General features: G+C 74.9%; 17 protein-coding genes. 11 read left to right on the top strand and 6 right to left on the bottom strand.

All coding sequences use genetic code 11. The features are described 5' to 3' along the window. Window positions 1-2043, bottom strand: coding sequence for a sensor histidine kinase (locus tag I6A81_RS34060; protein ID WP_307875109.1), 2043 nt, complete (start codon window positions 2041-2043; stop codon window positions 1-3). Window positions 2044-2113: 70 nt separating this feature from the next. Between I6A81_RS34060 and I6A81_RS34055 the strand changes: the two genes are divergently transcribed. Next, on the top strand, window positions 2114-3526 hold the full coding sequence (locus I6A81_RS34055; protein ID WP_203005875.1) for an ADP-ribosylglycohydrolase family protein: 1413 nt from the start codon (window positions 2114-2116) through the stop codon (window positions 3524-3526). A gap of 48 nt (window positions 3527-3574) precedes the next feature. On the opposite strand, the gene I6A81_RS34050 is transcribed toward I6A81_RS34055, so the two are convergent. Both I6A81_RS34050 and I6A81_RS34045 read right to left on the bottom strand, forming a co-directional pair. Then, the gene (locus I6A81_RS34050) at window positions 3575-5530 is read right to left on the bottom strand and encodes a serine/threonine-protein kinase (RefSeq protein ID WP_203005876.1); all 1956 of its coding nucleotides are present in this window, start codon (window positions 5528-5530) and stop codon (window positions 3575-3577) included. After that, window positions 5527-6576, bottom strand: a complete 1050-nt coding sequence (locus I6A81_RS34045) for a hypothetical protein (RefSeq protein ID WP_203005877.1) — start codon at window positions 6574-6576, stop codon at window positions 5527-5529. Before I6A81_RS34045 ends, I6A81_RS34050 begins: the two co-directional genes overlap by 4 nt. A 361-nt stretch (window positions 6577-6937) precedes the next feature. Between I6A81_RS34045 and I6A81_RS34040 the strand changes: the two genes are divergently transcribed. From I6A81_RS34040 to I6A81_RS34030, 3 genes are all read left to right on the top strand, one after another. Further along, a complete protein-coding gene (locus I6A81_RS34040; protein WP_203005878.1) occupies window positions 6938-8584 on the top strand; it encodes a hypothetical protein in 1647 nt (548 codons plus the stop codon). Window positions 8585-8859: 275 nt separating this feature from the next. Beyond that, the gene (locus I6A81_RS34035) at window positions 8860-9438 is read left to right on the top strand and encodes an OsmC family protein (protein WP_203005879.1); all 579 of its coding nucleotides are present in this window, start codon (window positions 8860-8862) and stop codon (window positions 9436-9438) included. Window positions 9439-9519: 81 nt separating this feature from the next. Continuing rightward, complete coding sequence (locus I6A81_RS34030) at window positions 9520-10854, top strand: flavin-containing monooxygenase (RefSeq protein ID WP_203005880.1); 1335 nt, start codon at window positions 9520-9522, stop codon at window positions 10852-10854. Between the two features lie 139 nt (window positions 10855-10993). Here the strand turns inward: I6A81_RS34030 and I6A81_RS34025 are convergent, their stop codons facing one another. The 3 genes from I6A81_RS34025 to I6A81_RS34015 form a co-directional block, all read right to left on the bottom strand. Next, on the bottom strand, window positions 10994-11794 hold the full coding sequence (locus tag I6A81_RS34025) for an enoyl-CoA hydratase/isomerase family protein (RefSeq protein WP_203005881.1): 801 nt from the start codon (window positions 11792-11794) through the stop codon (window positions 10994-10996). 124 nt (window positions 11795-11918) lie between these two features. Beyond that, window positions 11919-12653, bottom strand: a complete 735-nt coding sequence (locus tag I6A81_RS34020) for an SDR family NAD(P)-dependent oxidoreductase (protein WP_203005882.1) — start codon at window positions 12651-12653, stop codon at window positions 11919-11921. A gap of 277 nt (window positions 12654-12930) precedes the next feature. After that, entirely contained in the window at window positions 12931-13875 is a 945-nt protein-coding gene (locus I6A81_RS34015) for a sulfotransferase family protein (protein ID WP_203007383.1), read from the bottom strand. A gap of 241 nt (window positions 13876-14116) precedes the next feature. Here I6A81_RS34015 and I6A81_RS34010 point away from each other — a divergent pair, with 241 nt between their 5' ends. The 7 genes from I6A81_RS34010 to I6A81_RS33985 all read left to right on the top strand — a co-directional run bounded on the left by I6A81_RS34010 (window position 14117) and on the right by I6A81_RS33985 (window position 21817). Further along, a complete protein-coding gene (locus I6A81_RS34010; RefSeq protein WP_407661422.1) occupies window positions 14117-15070 on the top strand; it encodes a glycoside hydrolase family protein in 954 nt (317 codons plus the stop codon). Window positions 15071-15376: 306 nt separating this feature from the next. Continuing rightward, a complete protein-coding gene (locus tag I6A81_RS46415; RefSeq protein WP_407661423.1) occupies window positions 15377-15463 on the top strand; it encodes a putative leader peptide in 87 nt (28 codons plus the stop codon). Window positions 15464-15635: 172 nt separating this feature from the next. After that, a complete protein-coding gene (locus I6A81_RS34005; RefSeq protein WP_203007384.1) occupies window positions 15636-17054 on the top strand; it encodes an ROK family transcriptional regulator in 1419 nt (472 codons plus the stop codon). 642 nt (window positions 17055-17696) lie between these two features. Next, window positions 17697-18656, top strand: a complete 960-nt coding sequence (locus tag I6A81_RS34000; protein ID WP_203007385.1) for a TauD/TfdA dioxygenase family protein — start codon at window positions 17697-17699, stop codon at window positions 18654-18656. A gap of 205 nt (window positions 18657-18861) precedes the next feature. After that, complete coding sequence (locus I6A81_RS33995) at window positions 18862-19902, top strand: ABC transporter substrate-binding protein (RefSeq protein WP_203007386.1); 1041 nt, start codon at window positions 18862-18864, stop codon at window positions 19900-19902. A gap of 158 nt (window positions 19903-20060) precedes the next feature. Further along, window positions 20061-20888: an ABC transporter permease gene (locus I6A81_RS33990; RefSeq protein WP_203007389.1), complete on the top strand. Its 828-nt coding sequence runs from the start codon at window positions 20061-20063 to the stop codon at window positions 20886-20888. Next, on the top strand, window positions 20861-21817 hold the full coding sequence (locus I6A81_RS33985; RefSeq protein WP_238430938.1) for an ABC transporter ATP-binding protein: 957 nt from the start codon (window positions 20861-20863) through the stop codon (window positions 21815-21817). The genes I6A81_RS33990 and I6A81_RS33985 overlap by 28 nt, the downstream gene beginning before the upstream one ends. The last annotated feature ends 13 nt before the right edge of the window (window positions 21818-21830 follow it).

Genomic DNA, 21830 nt, shown 5'->3' with positions numbered 1-21830 from the left:
CTAACCGGCCGGCAGCTCGGCGGCGACGGTGGTGCCGCGGCCCGCGGGACTGTCGACAGTCAAGGTACCGCCGAGCGCGACAAGCCGGTCACGCAGGCCGAGCAGCCCGGTGCCGGCGGTGAGGTCCGCCCCGCCCACACCGTCATCGGTGACGGCGGCGCGCAGCCGGCCGGCGTCGTGACGGATCTCGACTATGACGAGACCGGCCTGGGCATGGCGCAGCGCGTTGGTGACGGCCTCGGCGACGACGAAGTACGCCGAGGCCTCGACGGCGCCGGACAGCCGGGGGACCTCGCCCGCGAGGAGCCGGACGTCGACGGGCAGCCGGTCCACGAGGGCGTCGACCGCGGCCACCAGGCCCGCGTCGGTGAGGATCGCCGGGTGGATGCCGCGGGCGAGCTCGCGCAACTGGGCGATCGCCAGGTCCAGCCCGTCCGCCGCCCGCGCGAGCAAGGCGCCGACCTCGGCGCTCGCCGGAAGGTCCCGCGCCATGCGCAGCAGGAGCCGGGTGGCGACCAGACGCTGCTGGGCGCCGTCGTGCAGGTCGCGCTCGATGCGGCGGCGCTCGGCGTCGGCCGCCTCGACGATCCGTCCGCGCGAGGCGCGCACCTCGGCGAGCTGGGCGCGTACCTCGGCCGCCAGCCGCTGGTTGTCCAACGCCAGGCCCGCCGCGACGACCACCGCGTCCAGCCGGCGCGGGTCCGCCCGCAACGCCGGGTCGTGCAGCAGGGCGGCGACTCGCCGCCCGTCCCGTTCGACCAGCCGCGCCGTCTGCCACGCGGCCCCGGCCTGCCCGGCGACGCCGCCGGTGACCCCGCCGAGGGTGACACCGCCGTGGGCGCCGTCATCTGTGAGGGCGACGGCGAACGGCTGGCCTTCGCCGTCGACGAAGGCGCCGGCCTCCGGTCGCCAGTAGGCGATCCGCAACGACGGATCACCGAGGGCCCGCGCCAGCAGGTCACGCAGCTCGGCGGGCGGGAGCGGCTCGGCGAGCCGGGCCAGCACGGTCGCGACGTCCGTACGGCCGAGCCGCATCCGGGGGACCCCGGCCAGGAAACCCAGCGGCAGCAGCGCGAAGGCAGCCAGGTAGACCCACAGGAGCAGCGCGCGCAGGGAGCTCGTCGGCGCCGTCAGGCCACTGGTGGCGCTCGCGGCGGCGCCGACGATCCCGGTGAGGAACACCGGGGCGAGGACGCGGCGGCGCGGCGAGCTGGCCCGCCACCACCGCCGCGCCAGGGTGGCCAGGACGCCGAGCGCCACCAGCGCGCCAAGGCGCGCCTGGGCCAGGCTCAAGGCCTCGACGAACGGCGGGTAGCTCCAGACGAACAGCGGATTCTCCCGGGCGCCGGGCAGCTGGCTGGTGTCGTTGAACCAGATCCTGAGAACGGCGAGACCCAGCGTCAGGGCGTAGGCCGCGCCGACGAGCAGCCGCTGCGCGCGTGAGCCGAGCCGCCCGTCCGGGAACGCGAGTACCAGGTGGGTCAGCGGCCCGGTCGAGGCCTGGGCCAGCAGCAATCCGGCCGGGAACAGCCAGCGGATCGTGGTCAGTTGCACGTCCTCGGCGAAGTAGCCGCAGCCAGCGAGCACCATCAGCGGGCCGACCCGGTTGCCTGGGTCACGGAAGTGGGCCACCGCGCCGGCCGCGAGGAACAGGTAGCCGCCGGCCAGCCCGGCGAACGCCGGCGCCATCGGATGCGAGCCGTCCTGCGTCTTGAACACCAGCGATCCGACGCCGAGCATGACGCCGACCACGACGCCGAGCACCACGGCCGCGGCTACCGGCGGCGGCAGTTCCCGTGCCTGCTTCGGCCGCGTCGAGGCGGGACCGTCCCGCGGCGGCTCCCGCCCGGCCGTCGTGTCGGTCGTCGTGTCGGCGCCGGCCGGCGCCGCGGTCCCGCCGGAACCCGCCGGAAGACCGGCCGGCGGGTCGAGGCCCGCGTGGCCCGGGGCCGCCGAAGCCATGGCGGGCGCGGCCGGGCGCGCGGGCGGCGCGGCTGGCTGGGCGGGCAGGGCCGTCTCCAGGCGATCCCCGTCGACGCGCACGGCGTGAGGGTGCCGGCACTCAGCGCGCCTGTCAACGGCCATCCAGGCCAGAAGGCCAATCAGGCAGGCAATGGATGTCGCCGCGCGGCAGGGCTCGTCGGCGCGGCTGGCCAGCGGGGTCGCCATCCCGTCCGCCGTGTTCGTCGCCGGGCTGGCCGCCACGTTCCCCGCCCGCCCGGCGCACGCCCGGCGCCGGACGGGGCGCCGCCGACGCGGCCCGCCCACCCGGCTGAGGGCACGACGTGGTCTTGACAGCGTCGAGGCCCAGGAGCGCTGGTCGGGCTGTCTACCCTTGGATCACGGCGCGTGGCCGGTGGTGGGCAGTCGGCGCCCGACGTCGCCGGTGATCGTGGAGGGGGAATCGCTGGTGTTGTCGTATCGGGACCGGGTCAGGGGCTGCCTGCTCGGCGGGGCGCTGGGGGACGCGCTCGGCGCGGGGATCGAGTTCCACGCGCTCGAGGAGATCCGCCGCGCGCACGGGCCGGCGGGGGTCACCGGGCTGACCGACGCCTACGGAGTGTTCGCGCCGATCACCGACGACACCCAGATGACGCTGTTCACCGCCGAGGGCCTGATCCGCGCGTCCGTGCGGGGCCGCTCCCGCGGGATCTGCCACCCGCCGAGCGTCCTGTGGCAGGCCTACCAGCGCTGGCTGGTGACCCAGCGGCAGTCCAAGCCACCGGCCGAGGTGAGCGGGTGGCTGGCCGCGCAGCCGGTGCTCTACGCCCGCCGGGCGCCGGGCAACGCCTGCCTGTCGGGACTGGCCCAGCCGAAGATGGGCACGCCGGACAACCCCGCGAACCCGGACAGCAAGGGCTGCGGCGCCGTGATGCGCTCGGCGCCGTTCGGCCTGCTGCGCCGCGAGCCGGAGGACGCCTGGTCGCTCGCCGTCGAGTGCGCGGTGCTCACCCATGGTCATCCGTCCGGCTACCTGGCGGCCGGGGCGTTCGCCTGGGTCGTCGCCCAGGTGCTCGACGGAGCCTCCGTGCTCGAGGGCGCGCGCTCGGCGCTGCGCCGCGTCGAGGAGGAGCCGAGGGGCGGCGAGGTGGCCGCCGCGCTGCGGGCGGCGCTCGACGCCGCGGGCGGGGCCGCGGCCGACGAGAGCCGCGCGGACGTGGGTGCCGCGCCGGACCTGCTGGCCCGGCGGGTGGCGGGGCTCGGCGAGGGCTGGGTGGCCGAGGAGGCGCTGGCCATCGCCGTCTTCTGCGCGGTCGCCGCGGCCGACGACCCGGCCGCGGCGCTGCTCGCCGCCGTCAACCACTCCGGGGACAGCGACTCCACCGGCGCGATCTGCGGCAACCTCGTCGGTGCCGCCGTGGGCGAGCCGGGTCTGCCGGCGGAGTGGGTGGAGGAGCTGGAGGGCTACGACGTCGTCCGCGAGGTCGCCGACGACCTGGTCCGCGAGATCACCGGCAGCGCGGAGGTCGCCGACCGCTGGGGCGGCGCCACCACCGAGTGGGCGGCCCGCTACCCGGGGGGCTGAGGGCCTCGGGTGCCGCCGGGGCGGATGACGGCTACCCGCGGATCGCGGCTACCGGGGCGGGGGGCGACGTCGGCGCGGGCGGGAGACCAGGCCCAGCGCCACGCCCGCCGCGCTGGTCAGGACCGCGCAGGCGATGCCCACCGCCGGCCGGGGCTCCTCGGCGGTGTAGACGGCCAGGGCCAGCCAGCCCGCCGCGCCGAGCAGCGCGCTGGGCACGACCATCCGCGTCGCGCCCAGCCACGTCGGGCGCCGCCTGCGCCACAGGGCGCGCAGCACCTCGGCCAGCGACGCCACGGCGAGCAGCGCGAGCAGCAGCGAGCCCCAGCCCATCGCCGTGGTGTAGGGCGCCTGCACCGGCGTGATGGTCACCTCGGAATCCGCGAGCACCCGGCCCGGCGCGCCCGCGTCGACCAGCTGTACCTGGCCACGCACCGCTCCACCGGCGACCCAGCGGGTCCACGAGCGCAGGCTGACGGTGGTCGACCACTGCTGCCCCGGCGTCACCGAGAACGGCTCGCTGGTCCCCTCTCCCAGGCCGATCCCGCCGGCCGAGATCGCCAGCCGGACCTGGACGGGCCCGGTCGAGGACGCCGGGCCGACGCCTGAGACGGGCACCGGGCCCGACAGGTCCACGCGCGCGGTCTCGGGCGCGGTGGCGCCCGCGACCAGCGGCCTCGGCGTCGGCCCGTCGAGCAGGGGCGGGCGGGCACCCGGGACGAGCAGCGCGAGCAGCGCCGCGACGGTCAGGCAGCCGGCTGCGACCAGCGGCGGCCACCGCCGCGCCGGCCGCCCCCGCACGACCCGCCGGACCGGCACCGCCTCGTCGACGTCGCCGCCGGTGGCGCCGGGCCGCGCGGCGCCCGGGTCCGGCGTCGCGATGAACGAGCCCATCCGGGCCTGATCGGGCAGCCGCGGCAGGACCCGGGACATCGAGATCAGGACCGTCTCCGGCCCGCCGGTCCTGGCCCGTTCGGCCGCGGCCTGGCTGAGCGCCTGGCCGACCGCCGGCGACAGGTGCAGGGCCACCCCGGACTCGCGCGGCCAGTGCGGGCCGAGGACCTCGGTGCCGGCGCGGGCGAGGTCCACCGCGAACGCCTCGGCCGTCGGGTAACGGTCGGCCGGCTCGAACGCGAGCGCGCGGCTGACGACCGACGCGATCGGCGCCGGCACCGAGGGCGGGACCGGGCTGGCCGGCTCGAAGGCCCGCCGGTCGAGCAGGTCCACCAGGTTCCCGCTCACGTCGTGCGGCAGGTCGCCGCTGAGCAGTTCGTAGAGCACGACGCCGACGGCGTAGACGTCGCACGCCGGCCCCAGCGGCTGCTCGCCACGCGCCTGCTCGGGCGCCATGAAGTGCGGCGTTCCGGCGACCCCGCGGCCGTCGCGGGTGGTGAGGGTCTCCGTGCCGCCGAGGATCTTCGCGATCCCGAAGTCGACCACCTTCGGGGTGCCGTCCCCCGCGAACATGATGTTGTCCGGCTTGATGTCGCGGTGCAGCACGCCCGCGCGGTGGGCGAGTTCCAGCGCCCCGAGCACCCCGAGGACGACCGCGCAGGACTCCCGCCGGGTGAGCCCGCCGCGGAACCGGCCGCCGAGCGTCCCGCCGCCGAGCCATTCCATGACCAGCGCGCAGGCCGCCGGCGAGCGCGCGGCCTGGTGCACGCGGACGATGTGCGGATGCTCGAGGCGGGCCAGGGTCCGGCCCTCGTCGACGAACCGGGCCAGGATCTGCTGGTCGGACAGCCAGCGCGACGAGAGGCTCTTCACCGCCTCGGCCCGGTCCAGGCCGCGGTTGCGGGCCGCGTACACGATGCCGAAGGCGCCCCGGCCCAGCTGATCGCCGAGCTCGTGCTGCGGGAGCAGCGCGGACAGCGCCGGCGATGGCGGTTCGGGAGGACCGGACCGCCGTGAGTATCGCGGCGGCGGCGTCGACGGCGGGGTCGCCCGCGTGGGCCCGGGCCGGGGGGTGGACGGCGGGTCGGCCGGCGGCCAGTGGGGTGTCGTCACAGGGCCGGTCCGCCCTGGCCGTGGGGATTGCCCCAGTCGTAGGGACTGGCCCTCCCGTAGGGGTCGTTCTGTTCCTGTTCCTGGGGGCCGCTCGCGCTGTACGGCTCCCAGCCGCTCCCCCGCGGCCCCGGCCCGCCTACGACCTCGGGGCCCGCTCCAGCCGGCGCGTAGCCCGCGCCCGGCAGCGTGCCCGCGTCGGTCGAATAGGCGCCGGCCGCATGGGTGCCGGCCGCGTACGCGTCGGTCGTGTAGGCGTCGGTCGTGTAGGCGTCGTCGGCGAAGGCGTCGGGCCGGTCGTGGGGCGGCGGCGGGTCTGCCGGCCGCGGGGTCAGGTAGCCCACCACGAACGACACCACGGCCGCGCCCAGAACGAAGGCCAGCTCCGCCGGAGGCGACGGCGCGATGACCCGGAGCACGGCCAGCGAGACCACGGCGACCAGGCCCAGGCCGATGCCGCCCCACACGAACCGCACCGCGCGCAGCCACCGGTTGCGCGGCAGCCGGCCGCGGGCCAGCGCGAACAGGGCCGTCGCCCACAGCACGGCGGTGGCCGCCAGCAGGCCCACTCCGAACAGGCCGAACGCGCACAGCAGCGAGCCGCGCACGTCCGCCGTCCCGTCGGCCGACGCGATCGTGCGCCGATCCACGTCGACGACGGCGACCTCCAGCGGGAGCAGCCCCGTGGCCTGGGAGCCGAGGTCGGCGAGGTCGACCTCCACCTCCCACTCCCTGCTCTCCCTGGCGGGCACCTGCACCGGGATGACCGTGCCGACGGAGTAGAAGGTGAGGCCGAGGACGCTGCCGCGCAACCGGACCGACCGGACCCGCAGCGCCGCGTCGGTGTTGTTGATGAGTTTCACCGTCACCCGGGCCGGCTCGCCCGGGTCGAGCCGAACCCGGTGGTCGAGCGTCGTCTGGTTGACGGCCACCTTCAGGTCCACACCGCCCGCCGCGACGGCGGGCGCGGCGGGGATGACGACAGCTCCCGCGGCCACGGCCAGGAACAGGCCGACGGCGAACAGTCGGCCGACGATGCGCGGCGCCATCGGCGCTCTCCCCCCGGAGACCACGGCACCCGCCGCGGGCCATGCCCCCGCGGGTACGGGGACGCCGTCATTATCACTGAGCGGGCAGTGAAACCTCACGCATTCGACAGACGGAAGAACGGCTCGGTGTCCACAATGCTGCGTAGCGAACGGGGGCGTGCGCTGCAGGTGACTTCCGTCAGTCTCTGGTCGCTACCAGCGCGCGGCCGGCCCGGCCGGGCGGAGTCCACCGGCAGCGCGGCAGGAACGTGACATGAAGGCTCGCGGTCACCCATCCCACCAGCGGCACCGAACCTCCCCGCGGCATCGAGCTGCCCGGCGAGACCGAGCTGCCGGGCGGCACCGTGCCGCCCAGCGGCTCATGCTCCTGCTCGCCGCGCTGTCGGCCCTGCTGGCCCTCGACCTCGGCGGCCCGACGCTGGAACCGCTCGGCTCCTCCCCGGCGTCCGCGGCGACGGCGCCGAGCGCCTGCCCGGGCGGCACGAGGTTCGAGAACGGAACCTGCGTCGCCGACCCCGTGGTGACCTGCGCGCCCGGGGCGACCCGGGAGGGGTCCGAGTGCGTGCGCGCGGCGCAGCCGCGCTGCGACAGCGGGCGGCAGGTCGGCTGGGACTGCCAGACCCCGGCCTCGCCGCCCTGCCCGGACGGCGGCACGCTGGTCGGGTCGTCCTGCGAGTCCGCGGCGCTCTACCGCTGCGAGACAGGCGAGGTGTCGGGCACCAACTGCGTGATCCCGGCCCAGTCACCGTGCCCACCGTCCGCGGTTCCCTATGGCGACCTGTGTGAGCTCCCGGACGACACCCGAGTGTGTCCCGCCGGCGCGGCCGGGATCTCCGCCGACGGAGTGTGCTACGCCGAGCCCAACCTCGTCTGCCCGGAGGGCGACGAACGGGTCGGCGACACCTGCAGGTACGAGGTGGAACCGACCGGCGAGGGTGACTGCGAGAGTCCGTACCACCTCGAGACCGGGCACGCGGAATCCTGGTGCGTGAAGTCAGCGGAATCGGTGTGCCCGAGCGGGTATTCCGGCCCGGGTGAGGACGGGTTCTGCGACGGCCCGCGGGCGACCTGCACCCAGGGCACGCTGAGCGCGGACGGATTCTGCGTGATCCCGGCGGCCCGGCCCTGCTCTGACGGGTTCAACGACAACGGCGATGGCAACTGTGTGCGCGCCGCCACGGCGCGCTGCGCGCTGCCGGACGACACACCCAGCGGCGGGGTGTGCTCCCACCCGGCGGCCCGGCCCTGCCCGGGGTCGGCGGCCTACGGTGACACCTCGCCGTGCGTCACCCCGGCCAGTCCGTACTGCCCGCAGGGAACCGGCACCCTGCGCGGCGACGACTGCGTCGCCCCGGCCACCTCGGGCTGCCCGCCGCCCACCGGGCGGGACGCCGGCGGGCGGTGCGTGGCCCCGCCGACCTGCGCGCAGGGCACCAGCGTCGACGGCCAGGGACGCTGTGTGCTCCCGCCAGGCGGCGGCCCCGGCTGCGCCGCGGGCACCCGCCCCGACGGGCAGGGCCGCTGCCTGCCGACCACGCGGGAATGCCCCGAGGGCACGATCCGGGCGGCCGACGGGTCGTGCCGATACCAGGCCCCTGAGCCGGATCCCGTCGTCCCGCCCCCGCCGCCTCCGCCGCCCCCGAAGCCGGGCGCGATGGACACCTCACCGAGGCAGGTCTCGGCCGGGGACCCGATCACGGCCGCCGGCGCCGGCTGCGACCCCGGCGAGCGGGTCGTGCTGCGCTCCGACGGCGAGGAGGTCGGCCACGCGACCGCGGACGGCGACGGCAGGTTCACCGCGCCGGTGCTGTTCTCGACCTTCGTCGCCGGACCTCGCGAGATCGTCGCGAGCTGCGGCGAGGAGGAGATGACGACGACCCTCACCATGACGCTGGCCGACGCCTCCACCAACACGGCGTCGTCCGGGTACGCGGTGCTGATGTTCTTCTTCGCCGCCGCGTTCTTCGTCCTGCGCTGGCAGCCGGGCCTCACCGGCTCCCGCCGGTAGCGGCCCGGCGACGGACACCGAGACCGGCCGCCTGGCCGCCCGGGTGACCGGGTGACCGGGTGACCGGGTGACCGGGTGACCGGGTGACCGACCGCCGCCGGTCGGGCCGGCGGCCGGCACTCCGGGGCGCCGGTCGTCGCCCAGCCGACAGGCCCGGGCGCTGTCAGCCACGCGACCTCCTCGCGGAAGGTCCGGGGAAGGTTCGCCTCCTAGCTTCTTCCTCGCCGCGCCGGCGCGGCCGGGACAGGCCCGGCCCCCTCGGTGGGGAAGGGGACATGATGACCACCACGTCCGACCCGGCCGTGCGCAACGGCGTCGACAGAGCGGCCCTGTTCGCGACCCTCGACGCGGTCAAGGCCAATCCGGACCTGGCTCGCTTCCAGTTCCGCGCGACCAACCGCTGGCTGACCGGCACCCACAGCCAGGGCCGGATCCGTGGCTTCTACGGCGCCGGCGCCGAGGACAACACCCGGATCGTGGACTTCGTGCTCGACGCCGACCACCCGCGCGTCCTCACCGGCGCGGACTCCGGCCCGACCCCGGTCGAGTTCCTCCTGCACGCGCTCGCCGCGTGCCTGACCGCGGGCCTGGCGAACATCGCCGCCGCCCGCGGCGTCACGCTCACGTCGGTCGAGTCCACCGTCACCGGCGACATCAACCTGCTCGGCATCCTCGGCCTGTCCGACGAGGTACGCAACGGCTACGAGGGCATCAAGGTCGATCTCCGGGTCAGCGGGGACGCGCCGGACGACGTGCTGCGTGACCTGGTCGAGCGGTCCCGCGCCCGCTCCGCCGTCTACGACGTCCTCACGGGCGGCGTACCGGTCGACGTCACCGTCGACGTCGTCAGCTGAGCCCCGCGGCCGGTCGTCACCGGGCCGTGGCCACGCGCCCCCGGCGCCGGTGGCCAGGCCCGTCCGGGGAGGTGGGAAGACATGGAAACCATTGACACCGTCGTCATCGGGGCCGGGCAGGCCGGCCTCGCCGTGAGCCGCTGCCTGGCCTCGGCCGGGCGGGAGCATGTCGTCCTCGACCGGGGCACTGCCGGGCAGCGCTGGCGGGACCGCTGGCGGGCGCAGCGGCTGCTCACCCCCAACTGGATGAACCGGCTGCCGTTCTGGGCCTACCAGGGCGACGACCCCGACGGCTTCCTGCCGGTCGGCGAGTTCGCCGACCACCTCGCCCGCTACGCCGCGTCGTTCGCCGCGCCGCTGCTCACGCGTACCACCGTCGAGTCGGTCACCGTCGCCGCGGGCCGGGGGCCCGCGACCGCCGCCAGGACGAGCGGCGCCCACGCGGGCCGCGGGCCGACCGCCCGGTTCCTGGTACGCACCGACCAGGAGAGCCTCCAGGCCCGCAACGTGGTGATCGCCGCCGGCGCCTGCGACCAGCCGGCGGTCCCGTCGGCGCCCGCGCGGGCACTCGCCCGCGACCTGCGCCAGCTGCACGCCGCGGCCTACCGGGGCGTGGACACGCTCCCCGACGGCGGGGTGCTCGTCGTCGGCGCGTCCTCGTCCGGCCTGCAGATCGCCGAGGACGCGCGCCGTTCGGGCCGCGAGGTGACGATCGCCGTCGGCACGCACAAGCGGTTGCCGCGCAGCTATCGCGGGATGGACATCTGGTGGTGGCTGGACCAGCTCGGCAGCCTCGACCGCCGGGTCGAGGACCTGCCCGAGCGGCCCGGTGGCCGGCGCGAGCCGTCGTCGCAGCTCGTCGCCGGCCGTGACCTCGACCTCGGCCTCCTGCACGACACCGGCGTCCGCCTCGTCGGCCGGCTGCTCGCCGCGGACCGCCACCGGCTCGTCCTCGCCGACGACCTCTCGGCCACCACCGCCACGGCCGACGCGACGATGCGCCGCGTCCTGGCGCGGATCGAGCTGCACCTGCGCCACGGCGGCCCGGGCGGCATCGCCGCCGAGCTGCTCGACCCGGAACCGTTTCGCGCGGTGGCCCCGCCGCCGGCTCCCACCAGCCTGGACCTGAGGGCCGCGGGGATCAGGACCGTCGTCTGGGCGACGGGCTACCGGTACGACTACCCGTGGCTGAAGATCCCGTGGGTGCGCGACGACGCCGGCGGGATCCGCCAGCACGGCGGCATCACCCCCTGGCCCGGTCTGTACGTCGTAGGCCTGCCGTTCCTGACCCGGCGTGGCTCCCATCTCATCGGTGGCGTGCGCCACGACGCGGCGGCCATCACCCGCCACCTCTGCCTGGGGCAGGTCCCGTGGCCCAGGCAGGGCGGGCGCGTCGATCAGGTCACCCGGCCCTGACGCGGGCGCGGGCCGCGCGGCAGCCAGGGCCAGGCGTCATCTCGGGCGGGGCGCATGGCGCGCGGGCCGCCACGGCGACGACGACGACGGCGACGGCGACGGCGCCCACCGGACTGAGCCGATCCGGCCGCGTGACCTGCTAGGCCGGCTCGCCCGGGCGGCCAAGCCCGGCGCCCCGGCCGGACAGCCGAGCGCGAACCAGGTCGGCACCGTCACCGGTGAGCAGGGCCAGGTAGCGGGCGGACTCGGCGGTGATGTAGTCGCCGAGGCCGAGACCTTCCGCCTCGACGAGGCTCTGCTTCATCAGCCGGACCGCCTCGGGACGGCGGCCCGCCAGCTCGGCGACGAGCCTGTCGAGCTCCGCGTGGAACGACTCGGCCGGCCAGACCTGGCTGACGAGGCCGTACTCGTGGGCGGTCTGGGCGTCGATCTTCGGAGAGAGGAACATCAGCTCCCGGGCTCGACTCGCGCCGACGCTGCGCGGCAGCGTCCAGGCCAGTCCCAGCTCGCCGGGCAGCCCCACGGCGATGAAGGCGGTCGCGAACCGCGCCGAGGCGGCGGCCACGCGCAGGTCGCACGCCGACGCCCAGGCGAACCCGGCTCCGGCGCACGCCCCGTTGACCGCGGCGAGGGTCACGGCCGGCATCTCGCGCAGCAGCCGCGCCGAGTGGTAGACCTCCGGGTCGGGAAGCGCCCGGCCGGCCTCGGGATCGTCGGCGGCGGCCCGCAGGTCGGCTCCTGGGCAGAACGTGTCCCCGTTGCCGGTCAGCACCAGCACGCTGACGGAGTCCAGCGCGGCGATCTGGGTGAGCGCGCCGTACATCTCGACCGCCATCTCGGTCGTGACCCCGTTGCGCCGGTGCGGGCGGTCGAACCGTACCCAGGCGACCCGCCCGTCCACGGACACGTCCAGGGTGTTCCACGTGCTGGTGACGCTCATCGAGCATCCTTCCAGGTAGACGGGCCGAACGGTCCCGCCGCGGCGGGCCGTGACCCGCCCGGACCAGCGGACCCGCCGCCCGGGCGCGGCCACCGGACTCCGCCCTCAGGCGGTCGAGGCCTCCTCAGGCGATCGAGCCGCCGTCGATGACGTACTCACCGCCGGAGATGGCGCGGGCGGCGTCGCTGGCCAGGAACAACACGAGATCGGCGACGTCGGTCGGCTCCGCGGGGTAGCCCAGCGGGATCTGCGCGAGGGCTTCCTTCTCGTGGTAGCGCAGCAGGTCCGCGGCCATCTCGGTGCGCACCAGGCCTGGGCAGACGCAGTTCACCCGGATCCGGTCCCGCCCGAGCTCGAGCGCGGCGGCCCGCGACAGGCCGCGCAGCCCGAACTTGGAGGCGACGTACGCGGAGCCGTTCAGCATTCCCTTCATCCCCGCCGCCGAGGACGTGTTGACGATCGAGCCGCCGCCCCGGGCGCGCATCGCCGGCACGACCGCCCGGATGCCGAGGAACGCGCCCACGAGGTTGGTGTCGAGCACCGAGCGCAGCGTGGCCTCGTCGGTGTCCACCAGGCTCCGGCTGACCATGACGCCGGCGTTGTTGACCAGGACGTCGAGGCCGCCGAACTCCTCCGTGGCCACCGCGATCGCCTCGTCCCAGGTCTGCTGGGACGCGACGTCGCCGGGCACGAACCGGGCCGGGGCGCCCAGCCGCTCCGCGGCCGCCTTGCCCTGCTCGCCGAGGACGTCGACGAGCACGACGGACGCCCCCTCGGCCACGAAGCGTTCCGCCTCCGCCAGTCCCTGCCCCCGCGCCGCCCCGGTGATGATCGCGACCTTGCCGTCCAGCACGCCCACGCCCGCTCGCTCCTCTCGCCCAGCGCCGCGCGCCGGCCGCCCGGCCCGCGCGTCGGCCGCGCCCGGCACGGCCACCGCGTGGACAGTCACCGCGAACGTGCCTATCAGACACACCGCCCGGCGAGCAGCCGATAGCGCGGGGAGGCGCTGACGCCGGCGGCGCGCGGGCGGGGCAGGCCGCCCGCCGCCGCCGTCGACTGCCGCCGCCGTCAGCCGCCGCCGTCGTCAGCCGCCGTCGTCAGCCGCCGTCGTCAGCCGCCGTCGTCAGCCGCCGTCGTCAGCTGCCGTCGTCGACGATGTCTGGCTCGATGCCGGTGGTGAGCCAGTCGGCGTAGGACAGGCCGGTGACCTCCTCCAGCAGCGCGATGTCCTCGACGAAGTACGGCAGGACCGCGGCGCGTTCCTCGGGCGACAGCGGGCGGCGCCCGCCCTTCTGGCGCTGCAGCGCGGCCAGGAACGGCGCGCGCGCCGTCTCGCGGACGCGGACGGGAAAGTGGTGGCCGATCTGGCCACCCGTGCGCAGGATGTGCCGCAGGACCGTGTTGACCTGCGTGTCGGCGACATACGGCGTGACGTTCTCCGACGGCGCCCGCTCGAGCAGCCCGGTGGCGACACCGAGGAAGTCACAGACCTTGTCCAGGGTGGCGACGGGCTCCTCGCGCAGCTCGCGGTAGCGCAGCAGCAGCACCTGGTCCCGGGAGAACAGGCCCAGCAGGTGGGCGAGCTGCGCGCCGTAGCGGCCCTGGGAGACGTAGTGCCAGAAGTGCGCCCAGCCCGCCTCGCGGCGGGACTGCTCGAGGGCGCAGGCGCGGACGAAGTCGCGCTCGGACTCGAGCCCCGCCGCCCACAGGTGGGTCCAGTTCGAGTGCGCCCGGTCCACCGGGTTGCGCAGCAGGACGATCAGTTTCGCCTTCGGCAGCAGGCGCTTGATCCGGTTCTGCGCGTCGAGGTCGTACAGGTAGAACGGCGTCGCCTCGCCGCGCAGCGCGCCGGCGGGCGCCGGGTCGAACAGCGCCTCGTAGTCGGCCCGCCGCCAGACGTGCTCCTGGTAGGTCTGCGCGTCGCCGGGGCCGCCCCGTGCCGGTGGCGGCCCCTCGGAGAGAAAGAACTTCGGCTCCTTGACGGCCGGGAGAAACAGCTCCGGGTGCCGGCTGAGAGCGGCATGCATCGCGGTCGTACCGGCCTTCGGCACGCCGATGACCAGGAAGTCGGGTAGGGACATCAGCAGGCACGCTCCTGACACGGAAGAGGACGGTTGCCAGCGACGGCGGTGGCTCTCCGAACGAGCCACCGGAAGGGGCAGAGCGACCAACGTGTGAGCCCACGCCCGGACGCGGCGCCGGTGCCGACGGACAGAGGCGTTCCTTTCCCAGGATAACCAATGATCATATTTTCGACCGAGATGATAGGTATCTCCCCGGGCCATGCGCGCCGTTGTTCACCGAGACGGTAGAGTTCTGCGGGTGCTGATCGCCTCACCAGCCCTCGACCCGACGACGGTCCACGAGGCGGTGCCACTCCCCCGCTTCGAGGCCGGCCTGACCGTCGTGGCGCCGGAGGGTGACGGCCCGGGCCACTGGGTGGGCGCGCCCAGCGCGCTACTGGTCGACGGCACGTTCTACCTGGCCTACCGGTTGCGCCGGCCCGTCGGCGAGGGCCGCGGCCACGCCGTGATGATCGCCAGCTCCCCGGACGGCGAGCGCTTCACCGAGATCGCGCGGATCGGCCGCGACCCGTTCGGCGCCGAGTCACTGGAACGCCCAGCCCTTGTGCGCACCCCGGAGGGCACCTGGCGGCTGTACGTCAGCTGTGCCACCCCTGGCAGCCCGCACTGGTGGGTCGACCTGCTGGAGGCCGACGACCCCGCGCGCTTCGACCCGAACGCCCGGCGCACCGTGCTGCCCGGCGACGCGTCGACCGCGGTCAAGGACCCGGTGGTGCGCTGGCACGGCGGCCGCTGGCACCTGTGGGCGTCCTGCCACCTGCTCGACGACCCGGACCACACCGACCGGATGGACAGCCGCTACGCCACCAGCCCCGACGGGGTCACGTGGACCTGGCACGGCGTCGCCCTCGCCCCCCGCCCCGGCCACTGGGACGCCCGCGGCGTCCGCATCGCCGACGTGCTCCTCGACGGACCGGTCCCGGTCGCCTTCTATGACGGCCGGGCGAGCGCCGCGCAGAACTGGTACGAGCGCACCGGCCTGGCCGCCGCCATCCCGGCGCAGGGCGACGACGGCTTCGCCCGGTTCAGCGCCGTGGGCACCGCCCCGCACGCCGTCTCCCCGCACGGCGACGGCGCGCTGCGCTACGTCAGCGTCGTCCCCCTCCCCGACGGCGCCCACCGCCTCTACTACGAGGCCAGCCGCCCCGACGGCGCGCACGAGCTGCGCACCGAGCTGATCCCCGTCAGCTGACGCTCCCCGTCAGCTGACGCGCGGGGCCCCTCCCTCACCGCCTCGACCCCGCCCCCGGCGCCTTCTCGTCCGGCGCCCGGCGGGCGGATCACCAGCCTTTCCAGCGAGCGGCACGTTTCAGCAGCTCGCGCCTCGGGCCCGGCCCGCCCTCGTGCCGACGGGCAGACCACCGCCGCGCGGCCGCCGGTCTGGGGCACGCCGCGCCGGCGCGATCGGCGTGTCACATCCACGCCACATCGCCGTCGTATCTCTATATCCCCACCGACTTTGTTGACATTGTCGGGCGGGCTGTCTAACGTCGCCTCCATGAGTGCGCGTCCGCTGCTGTTGGTGAGCCGCGCCCACGTCGACCTGCGGCGCGTGGCGAGCGCGCTGTGTCCCTCCACCGGCTGACGCGCCACCCCGCGAGCGCCCCTCTCGGGAACCAGGCCCGTCGGAGCAGGCCAGTCCGGCCGAGGCGCGCCGCGCCCACCGCGAACCCACCGCGGCGCTGGCCGAGCCACCTCGTTGGCCGCGGCCACCGGCCTGGCACCACAGCGACTCCCGCCGTCCAGGAGGTCCTTCCGTGCCCGCGCACTCCTATGCCCGCCTGCCGCGGGCGGGTCAGCACCCGCCCGCTCCCGCCCCGGGCCGGCCGCCCCTCGAGGTCGCCGCGGTGGACGTCACACTCGCCGACGCCGACCCCGCGCGCCCGGGCAACTCGGCGGCCGCCGTGCTGCGCGCCGTGCTCGACCACGGCCCCGTCGCCAGGGCGGCGATCGGCCAGGCCACGGGGCTGAGCCCCGCGGCGGTCTCCCGTCAGGCGGCCGACCTGATCTCGCTCGGCCTGCTGCGCGAGCTGCCCGACGCGCGGCAGGCGGCTGGCCGGGCCGGACGCCCGCACATCCCCGTCGACGTGGACACGGCGCGCCACCTGGCCTGCGGGGTGCACATCGCGGTGCCGATGCTCACGTTCGGCCTCGTCGACCTGCGCGGCCACGTGGTGGCCCAGGAGCAGGTCGAGCATGACGGCGATCCGGCGCGCGTGCTCGCGCTGCTCGGCCGGCACCTGCCCGACTTCCTGCGCCGCCACCACGGCCTCCCTCGGGCCGGCCGGATCGCGCGAGACCGAACCGCGCTGGCTCCGGCGGGCCGGCTGCTGGGCGTGGGCGTGGTGAGCGGCGGTCTGGTCGACACCCGCGGCGGGACGATCCTCGAGCACGCGCCGCTGGGGTGGCGCGACGTGCCGGTCGCGGCGCCGCTCACCGCGGCCACCGGGCTGCCGGTCCACGTCGACAGCCATGCCCGGGCGCTCGCCCAGGCGGAGATCCTCTTCGGCGACCCACGGGCGCGCCGCGGCCTCGTGCACCTGTTCGCGGGGCACGTGGTCGACGCCGCGATCGCCATGGACGGGACCGTGCTACGCGGGCAGCGGTCCGCCGCCGGTGGGGTGGCGCACCTGCGCATCCCCGGCGGTACCCAGCGATGCGCGTGCGGTGGGACCGGATGTGCCGAGGCCACGCTGTCCGAGCGGGCCTGGCTGGCCAGGGCCACCGCCGAGGGAGTCGTCGCCCGGCCGGACATCAGGCTGCTGGCGGACGCGGTGGCGAGGCGCCAGCCCCTGGCGGTGGCGCTGGTCCGGGAACGGCTGCGCCTGGTCGGCCGGCTGGTGGCCCTGCTGATCGATATGATCGACCCCGAGGTCGTCGTGCTCACCGAGATGGCGACGCTCCAGTTGCCGGAGCTGATCGCCGACGTGCACGCCGAGGTGGCGGCCCGCTCGCGGTCCTGCGGCGCGCCGGGCCAGGTGGTGCGACCGAGCAGCTTCGGTCCCGACGTGCTCGCCGTGGCCGCCGCGGCGAGCATCCTCGGCGCGGTGCACCGCAGCCCGCGCAGCGTCCGTCCCTCACTCACCCAGATACCAGCTGACGCGCTCGCGGACGCCATACCGGGCACCCGGACGAAAGCCGGGCCGCGTCCCGAAGCGCTCGCCGGGCGCCGATGACGTCCCTCCACGGCAGCGGCGTTCTCGACGGCGATCGAGGCGGGCCGTGCGTGCCGTTTCACGGCGGGTACACGCGCATATTTCTTCCATTCAGTCCGAAAACGTTGACCCCCCAGCCCCAGCGGGAGAGCATAAAAGCGCAGACGCGAGGGCATCCACTCCGAAAGGGCGGTGAACACCATGGTCGACCTCCGGGAGACGCCGGTTTCCCGCCCGGCCCGCGGGACGCGGCCCCGATGCCACACCCAGGCCCGACGGCGATGTCGGAATCGCGCGTCTGTGGCCTGACCGCCACGGGCTGAAACCGCACGACGCCGCCACGCCAGCGGTAAGGCACGTCGTCCGGCATGCCCGCGCGTGGCGCCGGAAAGATACGCACGCGATCCTCCGGCGCCCGGAGAAGGCAGGATTTCCGGGTTTCTCGCGGCTGTCCGTGACCGGTTTCTGACCGCCGCCGCGCGGTTCCACGGACCACGCGGGCGCCCAGATTCCGCCCCGTTCCCCAAATCACCCGAGGCTGTTCCCGACGCGCCCGGAAAACGCGCGTCCAGGGGCGCCCGGACACAGCGACGTTCCGCACCCGGCCATTCTCACCACCGCCGGTCGGCGGCTGCGCTCATCCCCGAAGGGACCCAGCTGACCATGGCACCTCCGACGACCACCACGACGACCGAGCTGGGCATCGACGTCCGGCCGGTGGCCGGAAACATCGGCGCCGAGATCCACGGCGTCGACCTACGGGAGGAACTCGACGACGCCACGGTCGCCGAGATCCGCTCCGCGCTGCACCGATGGAAGGTCGTCTTCTTCCGCGACCAGCACATCGACCACGCCCAGCAGGTCGCGTTCGGCCGCCGGTTCGGCAAGCTGACCCCGGCGCACCCGCACGAGGACGCGCCGCCGGAGGGCCACCCGGAGATCCTGCCGATCGACAGCCGCCGCTACAACAAGTTCTTCGCCGGCGCCCCCGCGGATGCCAAGAAGCTGAAGGCCACGTACGACAACGGCTGGCACACCGACGTCACCGCGCTGGTGAACCCGCCGGCGGGCTCGATCCTGCGCGCCGAGATCGTGCCGCCCTACGGTGGCGACACCCAGTGGACCAACCTCGTCGCCGCCTACGAGGCGCTGCCGGAACCGCTGGCGCGGCTCGCCGACAGCCTGCGCGCCAAGCACAGCTTCGGCCAACCGATCTTCGAGGGCAGTGAGTACGGAAAGAAGATCAAGGCGAACCCGCTGGTGGCGATCCACCCGGTCGTGCGGGTGCACCCGGAGACCGGGGAGCGGGCGCTGTTCGTCAGCCCGAGCTTCACCAGCCGCGACAACGAGATCATCGACTTCGGGCCGCGCCAGAGCCGCGCGATCCTGGACCTGTTCTACGAGCAGATCTCCCGGCCCGAGTTCACGGTCCGGTTCCGCTGGAACCCGGGTGACGTCGCGTTCTGGGACAACCGGGCGACCGCGCACCTCGGCCCGTCCGACGTCGACATCACCGCGTTCGACCGGGTGCTCTACCGGGTGACGCTCGAGGGCGACGTCCCGGTCGGTGTCGACGGCCGCGAGTCCGAGCTCGTCGCGGGCCAGCAGTTCCTCGGTTCCTGACCGTCCGCCGAGACCTCCGGGCCATGCCGGGAGGCCCTTCCTGAACGGACAGCGCCGTGCGCGTCCTCGCGGGGACGCGCACGGCCATCCGCGCGCCGTCAGCCGCGCCGGTCCCGGCGCGGCCGCGCCACCCGTCCCCACACCCACCTTCCGGTGTCCCAGACCACTTCGCAAAACCTCGTCGCAACGAAACATGGAGAGTCCGATGCAGCACAGACCGCCGCGTAGCCGGCTGTTCGCGATCGCCGCCGCGGGTGTCGCCGCCCTCCTGACGGTGGGCTTGGCCGGCTGCGGCGGCGGTGGCGACGACGATTCCTCATCCGCCTCCGGAGGCGGCGGCCCGGTGACGTTGCGGATCGGCGACCAGTCCAAGACCCTCGAGCTCCCGCTCACCCTCTCCGGCGAGAACAAGGGAACCTCGTACTCCCTGAACTTCAACAACTTCGCCGACGGGCCGCACATGAACGCGGCGTTCTCCGCCAGCAAGATCGACTTTGGCTTCATGGGCGACACCCCGGTGTTGTTCGCCAACGCCGCGGACGCCGGAGTGGTCGCCGTGGCCATCGCGGAGTCGCCGACGAACTCCCAGACGATCTACGCCCGCGAGGGATCCGGAATCCAGACGCCGGCCGACCTGAAGGGCAAGCGGGTCGCCTTCACCGAGGGCACGTCGCTGCACGGCTACCTTCTCCGGCAGCTCGACTTCGCCGGGCTCACCCAGGACGACATCACCCCGGTCAACGTCCCCGCCACGAGCCTCGTGTCGACGTTCGTCTCCGGCGAGGTCGACGCCGTCGTCTGGGTCAACCAGTACAGCGGGGCCATCACCGCCCAGGACAAGAGCGCCTACGAGATCAAGGTGACCCCCCTGCCGCAGTACAGCGTGCTGCTCGCCGCGAGCTCGGCGCTGGACGACCCGGCGAAGCGCGCGGCGGTGACGGACTTCATCCTGCGGGTCGCGCGCGCGTCGACCTGGCCGAAGGCCAACCCGGACACCTGGATCCAGAAGTACTACGTCGAGCTCCTCAAGCAGGACCCGGTCACGTCCCGCAAGTACTTCGACAGCCTTCCGGCCACCCAGTACCAGCCGATCACCGAGGCGTTCCTCGAGAGCCAGCAGGCGCAGGCTGATCTCCTGGTCGGCGTCGACAAGCTGCCGAAGACCTTCGACGTCGACAACGAGATCGACACGGCCTTCAACACCGAGCTCTCGCAGAAGTTCGCCGCGGCCGGGCTGACGAAGTGACGGCCAACCTGACGACAGACGAGTCGGCGCCCGTCGCGGCGGACGCCCCGACGCGCGCGGCCAGCGACACCCCGAGACCACGGCCGGCGGACGCCGCCGCCGGCGGGGCCCTCGCCGCGGCCGTTCCCCTCGCCGCGCCGACACCCGCCGCGGGGCGGGTGCTCGGGGCAGGGCCGGCGCTCGCGGACCCGACCGACGGAAGGCGGTCGGTCGGCAACCGGCGGCCACTGCCCGGCTGGGTGCGCCGCCTGGCGGGCCCAGCGCTGCTGTTCGCGGTGTGGCTCCTGGTCACGGAGGCCGGCCTGGTCGGCGAGCGGACGCTCGCGTCACCGGGCGAGGTCATCGGAGCTGCCCGCGAGCTGGCCAGCTCCGGCGAGCTGGTCGACAACCTGTCGGTGTCGCTCGTCCGGGTGGCCTGGGGCCTGTTGTTCGGCGTCGCGATCGGCCTGGTGCTCGCGGTCGTCGCCGGGTTCTTCCGGCTGGGCGAGGATCTCGTCGACTCATCAATGAACTTCCTGCGGACCGTCCCGGTCATCGCGCTGCTCCCGCTGATCATCGTCTGGATCGGCATCGGCGAGTCAGCGAAGATCTTCCTGATCGCCGTCGGCGTGATCTTCCCGATCTACATGAACACGTTCGCGGCGATCCGCGGCGTGGACCTCAAGCTCGTGGAGGCCGGCCGCTCGTTCGGGCTGGGCCGGCTCGGGCTGATCCGGCGGGTCATCGTCCCCGGGGCGGTGCCGGGATTCCTGGTCGGCCTGCGCTGGTCGCTCGGCGTCGCCTGGCTGCTGCTCGTCTTCGCCGAGCAGGTCAACGCCGAGTCGGGAATCGGCCACCTGCTCAACAGCGCCCAGGCCTGGAACCGCACCGACATCATGATCCTCTGTCTGATCATCTACGGCATCCTCGGACTGCTCTGCGACGGGATCGTGCGCGTACTCGAAAGGACCCTGCTGTCATGGCGACGCAGCTTCACCGGCACCTGAACGGCTCCGCGCCCGCCGCCGCCACGACCGCCGTCGATACCGCAGCCGTCCATGCGGCCACGGTCGATGCGGCAACCGTCGATGCCGCCGTGGACGCCGCCCTCGCCGCGACCGTGGCCGAGACGATCGGCGCTGGCTTCCCCGACGGCCTGGCCACCGGCTCGGCCCGAACCGCTGCCCGGCCCGGTTCCTCGGCCGCGGGCGAGCCGGACGAGGCCAGCGGCGTGGCGGTGCGCGTGCGCGGCCTGCGCCGCGCCTTCGGCGACCACGTCGTGCTCGACGGAATCGACCTGACCATCGCCGCGGGCGAGTTCGTCGCCCTGCTCGGGCGCAGCGGCTCCGGCAAGAGCACGCTGCTGCGCATCCTCGGCGGGTTCGACACCGGCGTCGAGGGCGACGTGCTCGCGGCCACGCGCCGGTCGATCGTCTTCCAGGAGGCGCGGCTGCTCCCGTGGACCAGGGCGCTCGGTAACGTCACCCTCGGCCTGTCCGGCAAGGAGGTCGCGGCCCGCGGCAGGGCCGCGCTCGCCGAGGTGGGGCTGGCCGGGCGTGAGCGGGCCTGGCCGGTCACGCTGTCCGGTGGCGAGGCCCAGCGGGTCGCGCTCGCCAGGGCGCTGGTCCGCGAGCCGGACCTGGTGCTGCTGGACGAGCCGTTCGGCGCGCTCGACGCGCTGACCCGGATCCGGATGCACGCCCTGCTGCGGGAGCTGTGCCGCCGCCACCGCCCGGCCGTCCTGTTCGTCACCCACGACGTCGACGAGGCCGTCCTGCTGGCCGACCGCGTCCTCGTCCTCACAGACGGCGCGCTCTCCCTCGACCTGCCCGTCGACGTCCCGTCCCCGCGCCGACGCTCCAACCCCGCCTTCGCCGCGCTGCGCGCCCGCCTGCTGGCGGAGCTCGGCGTGGACGACCTCGAAGGCACGCACTGAACGGCCCGCGGGG

Source organism: Frankia nepalensis (genome assembly GCF_016786325.1).
Classification (GTDB): Bacteria; Actinomycetota; Actinomycetes; order Frankiales; family Frankiaceae; genus Pseudofrankia; species Pseudofrankia nepalensis.
The sequence above is the reverse complement of the archived record's forward strand: the minus strand, read 5'-3'. Positions and strand labels throughout refer to the sequence as shown.

Excerpts from the sequence above, each read along its gene's own strand:
- I6A81_RS34025 (WP_203005881.1), bottom strand. The coding sequence starts at position 11,794 with ATGAGCGTCACCAGCACGTGGAACACCCTGGACGTGTCCGTGGACGGG.
- I6A81_RS33985 (WP_238430938.1), top strand. The coding sequence starts at position 20,861 with ATGGCGACGCAGCTTCACCGGCACCTGAACGGCTCCGCGCCCGCCGCC.
- I6A81_RS34000 (WP_203007385.1), top strand. The coding sequence starts at position 17,697 with ATGGCACCTCCGACGACCACCACGACGACCGAGCTGGGCATCGACGTC.
- I6A81_RS34035 (WP_203005879.1), top strand. The coding sequence starts at position 8,860 with ATGATGACCACCACGTCCGACCCGGCCGTGCGCAACGGCGTCGACAGA.
- I6A81_RS34045 (WP_203005877.1), bottom strand. The coding sequence starts at position 6,576 with ATGGCGCCGCGCATCGTCGGCCGACTGTTCGCCGTCGGCCTGTTCCTG.
- I6A81_RS34030 (WP_203005880.1), top strand. The coding sequence starts at position 9,520 with ATGGAAACCATTGACACCGTCGTCATCGGGGCCGGGCAGGCCGGCCTC.
- I6A81_RS34055 (WP_203005875.1), top strand. The coding sequence starts at position 2,114 with ATGGATGTCGCCGCGCGGCAGGGCTCGTCGGCGCGGCTGGCCAGCGGG.
- I6A81_RS34015 (WP_203007383.1), bottom strand. The coding sequence starts at position 13,875 with ATGTCCCTACCCGACTTCCTGGTCATCGGCGTGCCGAAGGCCGGTACG.
- I6A81_RS34040 (WP_203005878.1), top strand. The coding sequence starts at position 6,938 with ATGCTCCTGCTCGCCGCGCTGTCGGCCCTGCTGGCCCTCGACCTCGGC.
- I6A81_RS33995 (WP_203007386.1), top strand. The coding sequence starts at position 18,862 with ATGCAGCACAGACCGCCGCGTAGCCGGCTGTTCGCGATCGCCGCCGCG.
- I6A81_RS46415 (WP_407661423.1), top strand. The coding sequence starts at position 15,377 with ATGAGTGCGCGTCCGCTGCTGTTGGTGAGCCGCGCCCACGTCGACCTG.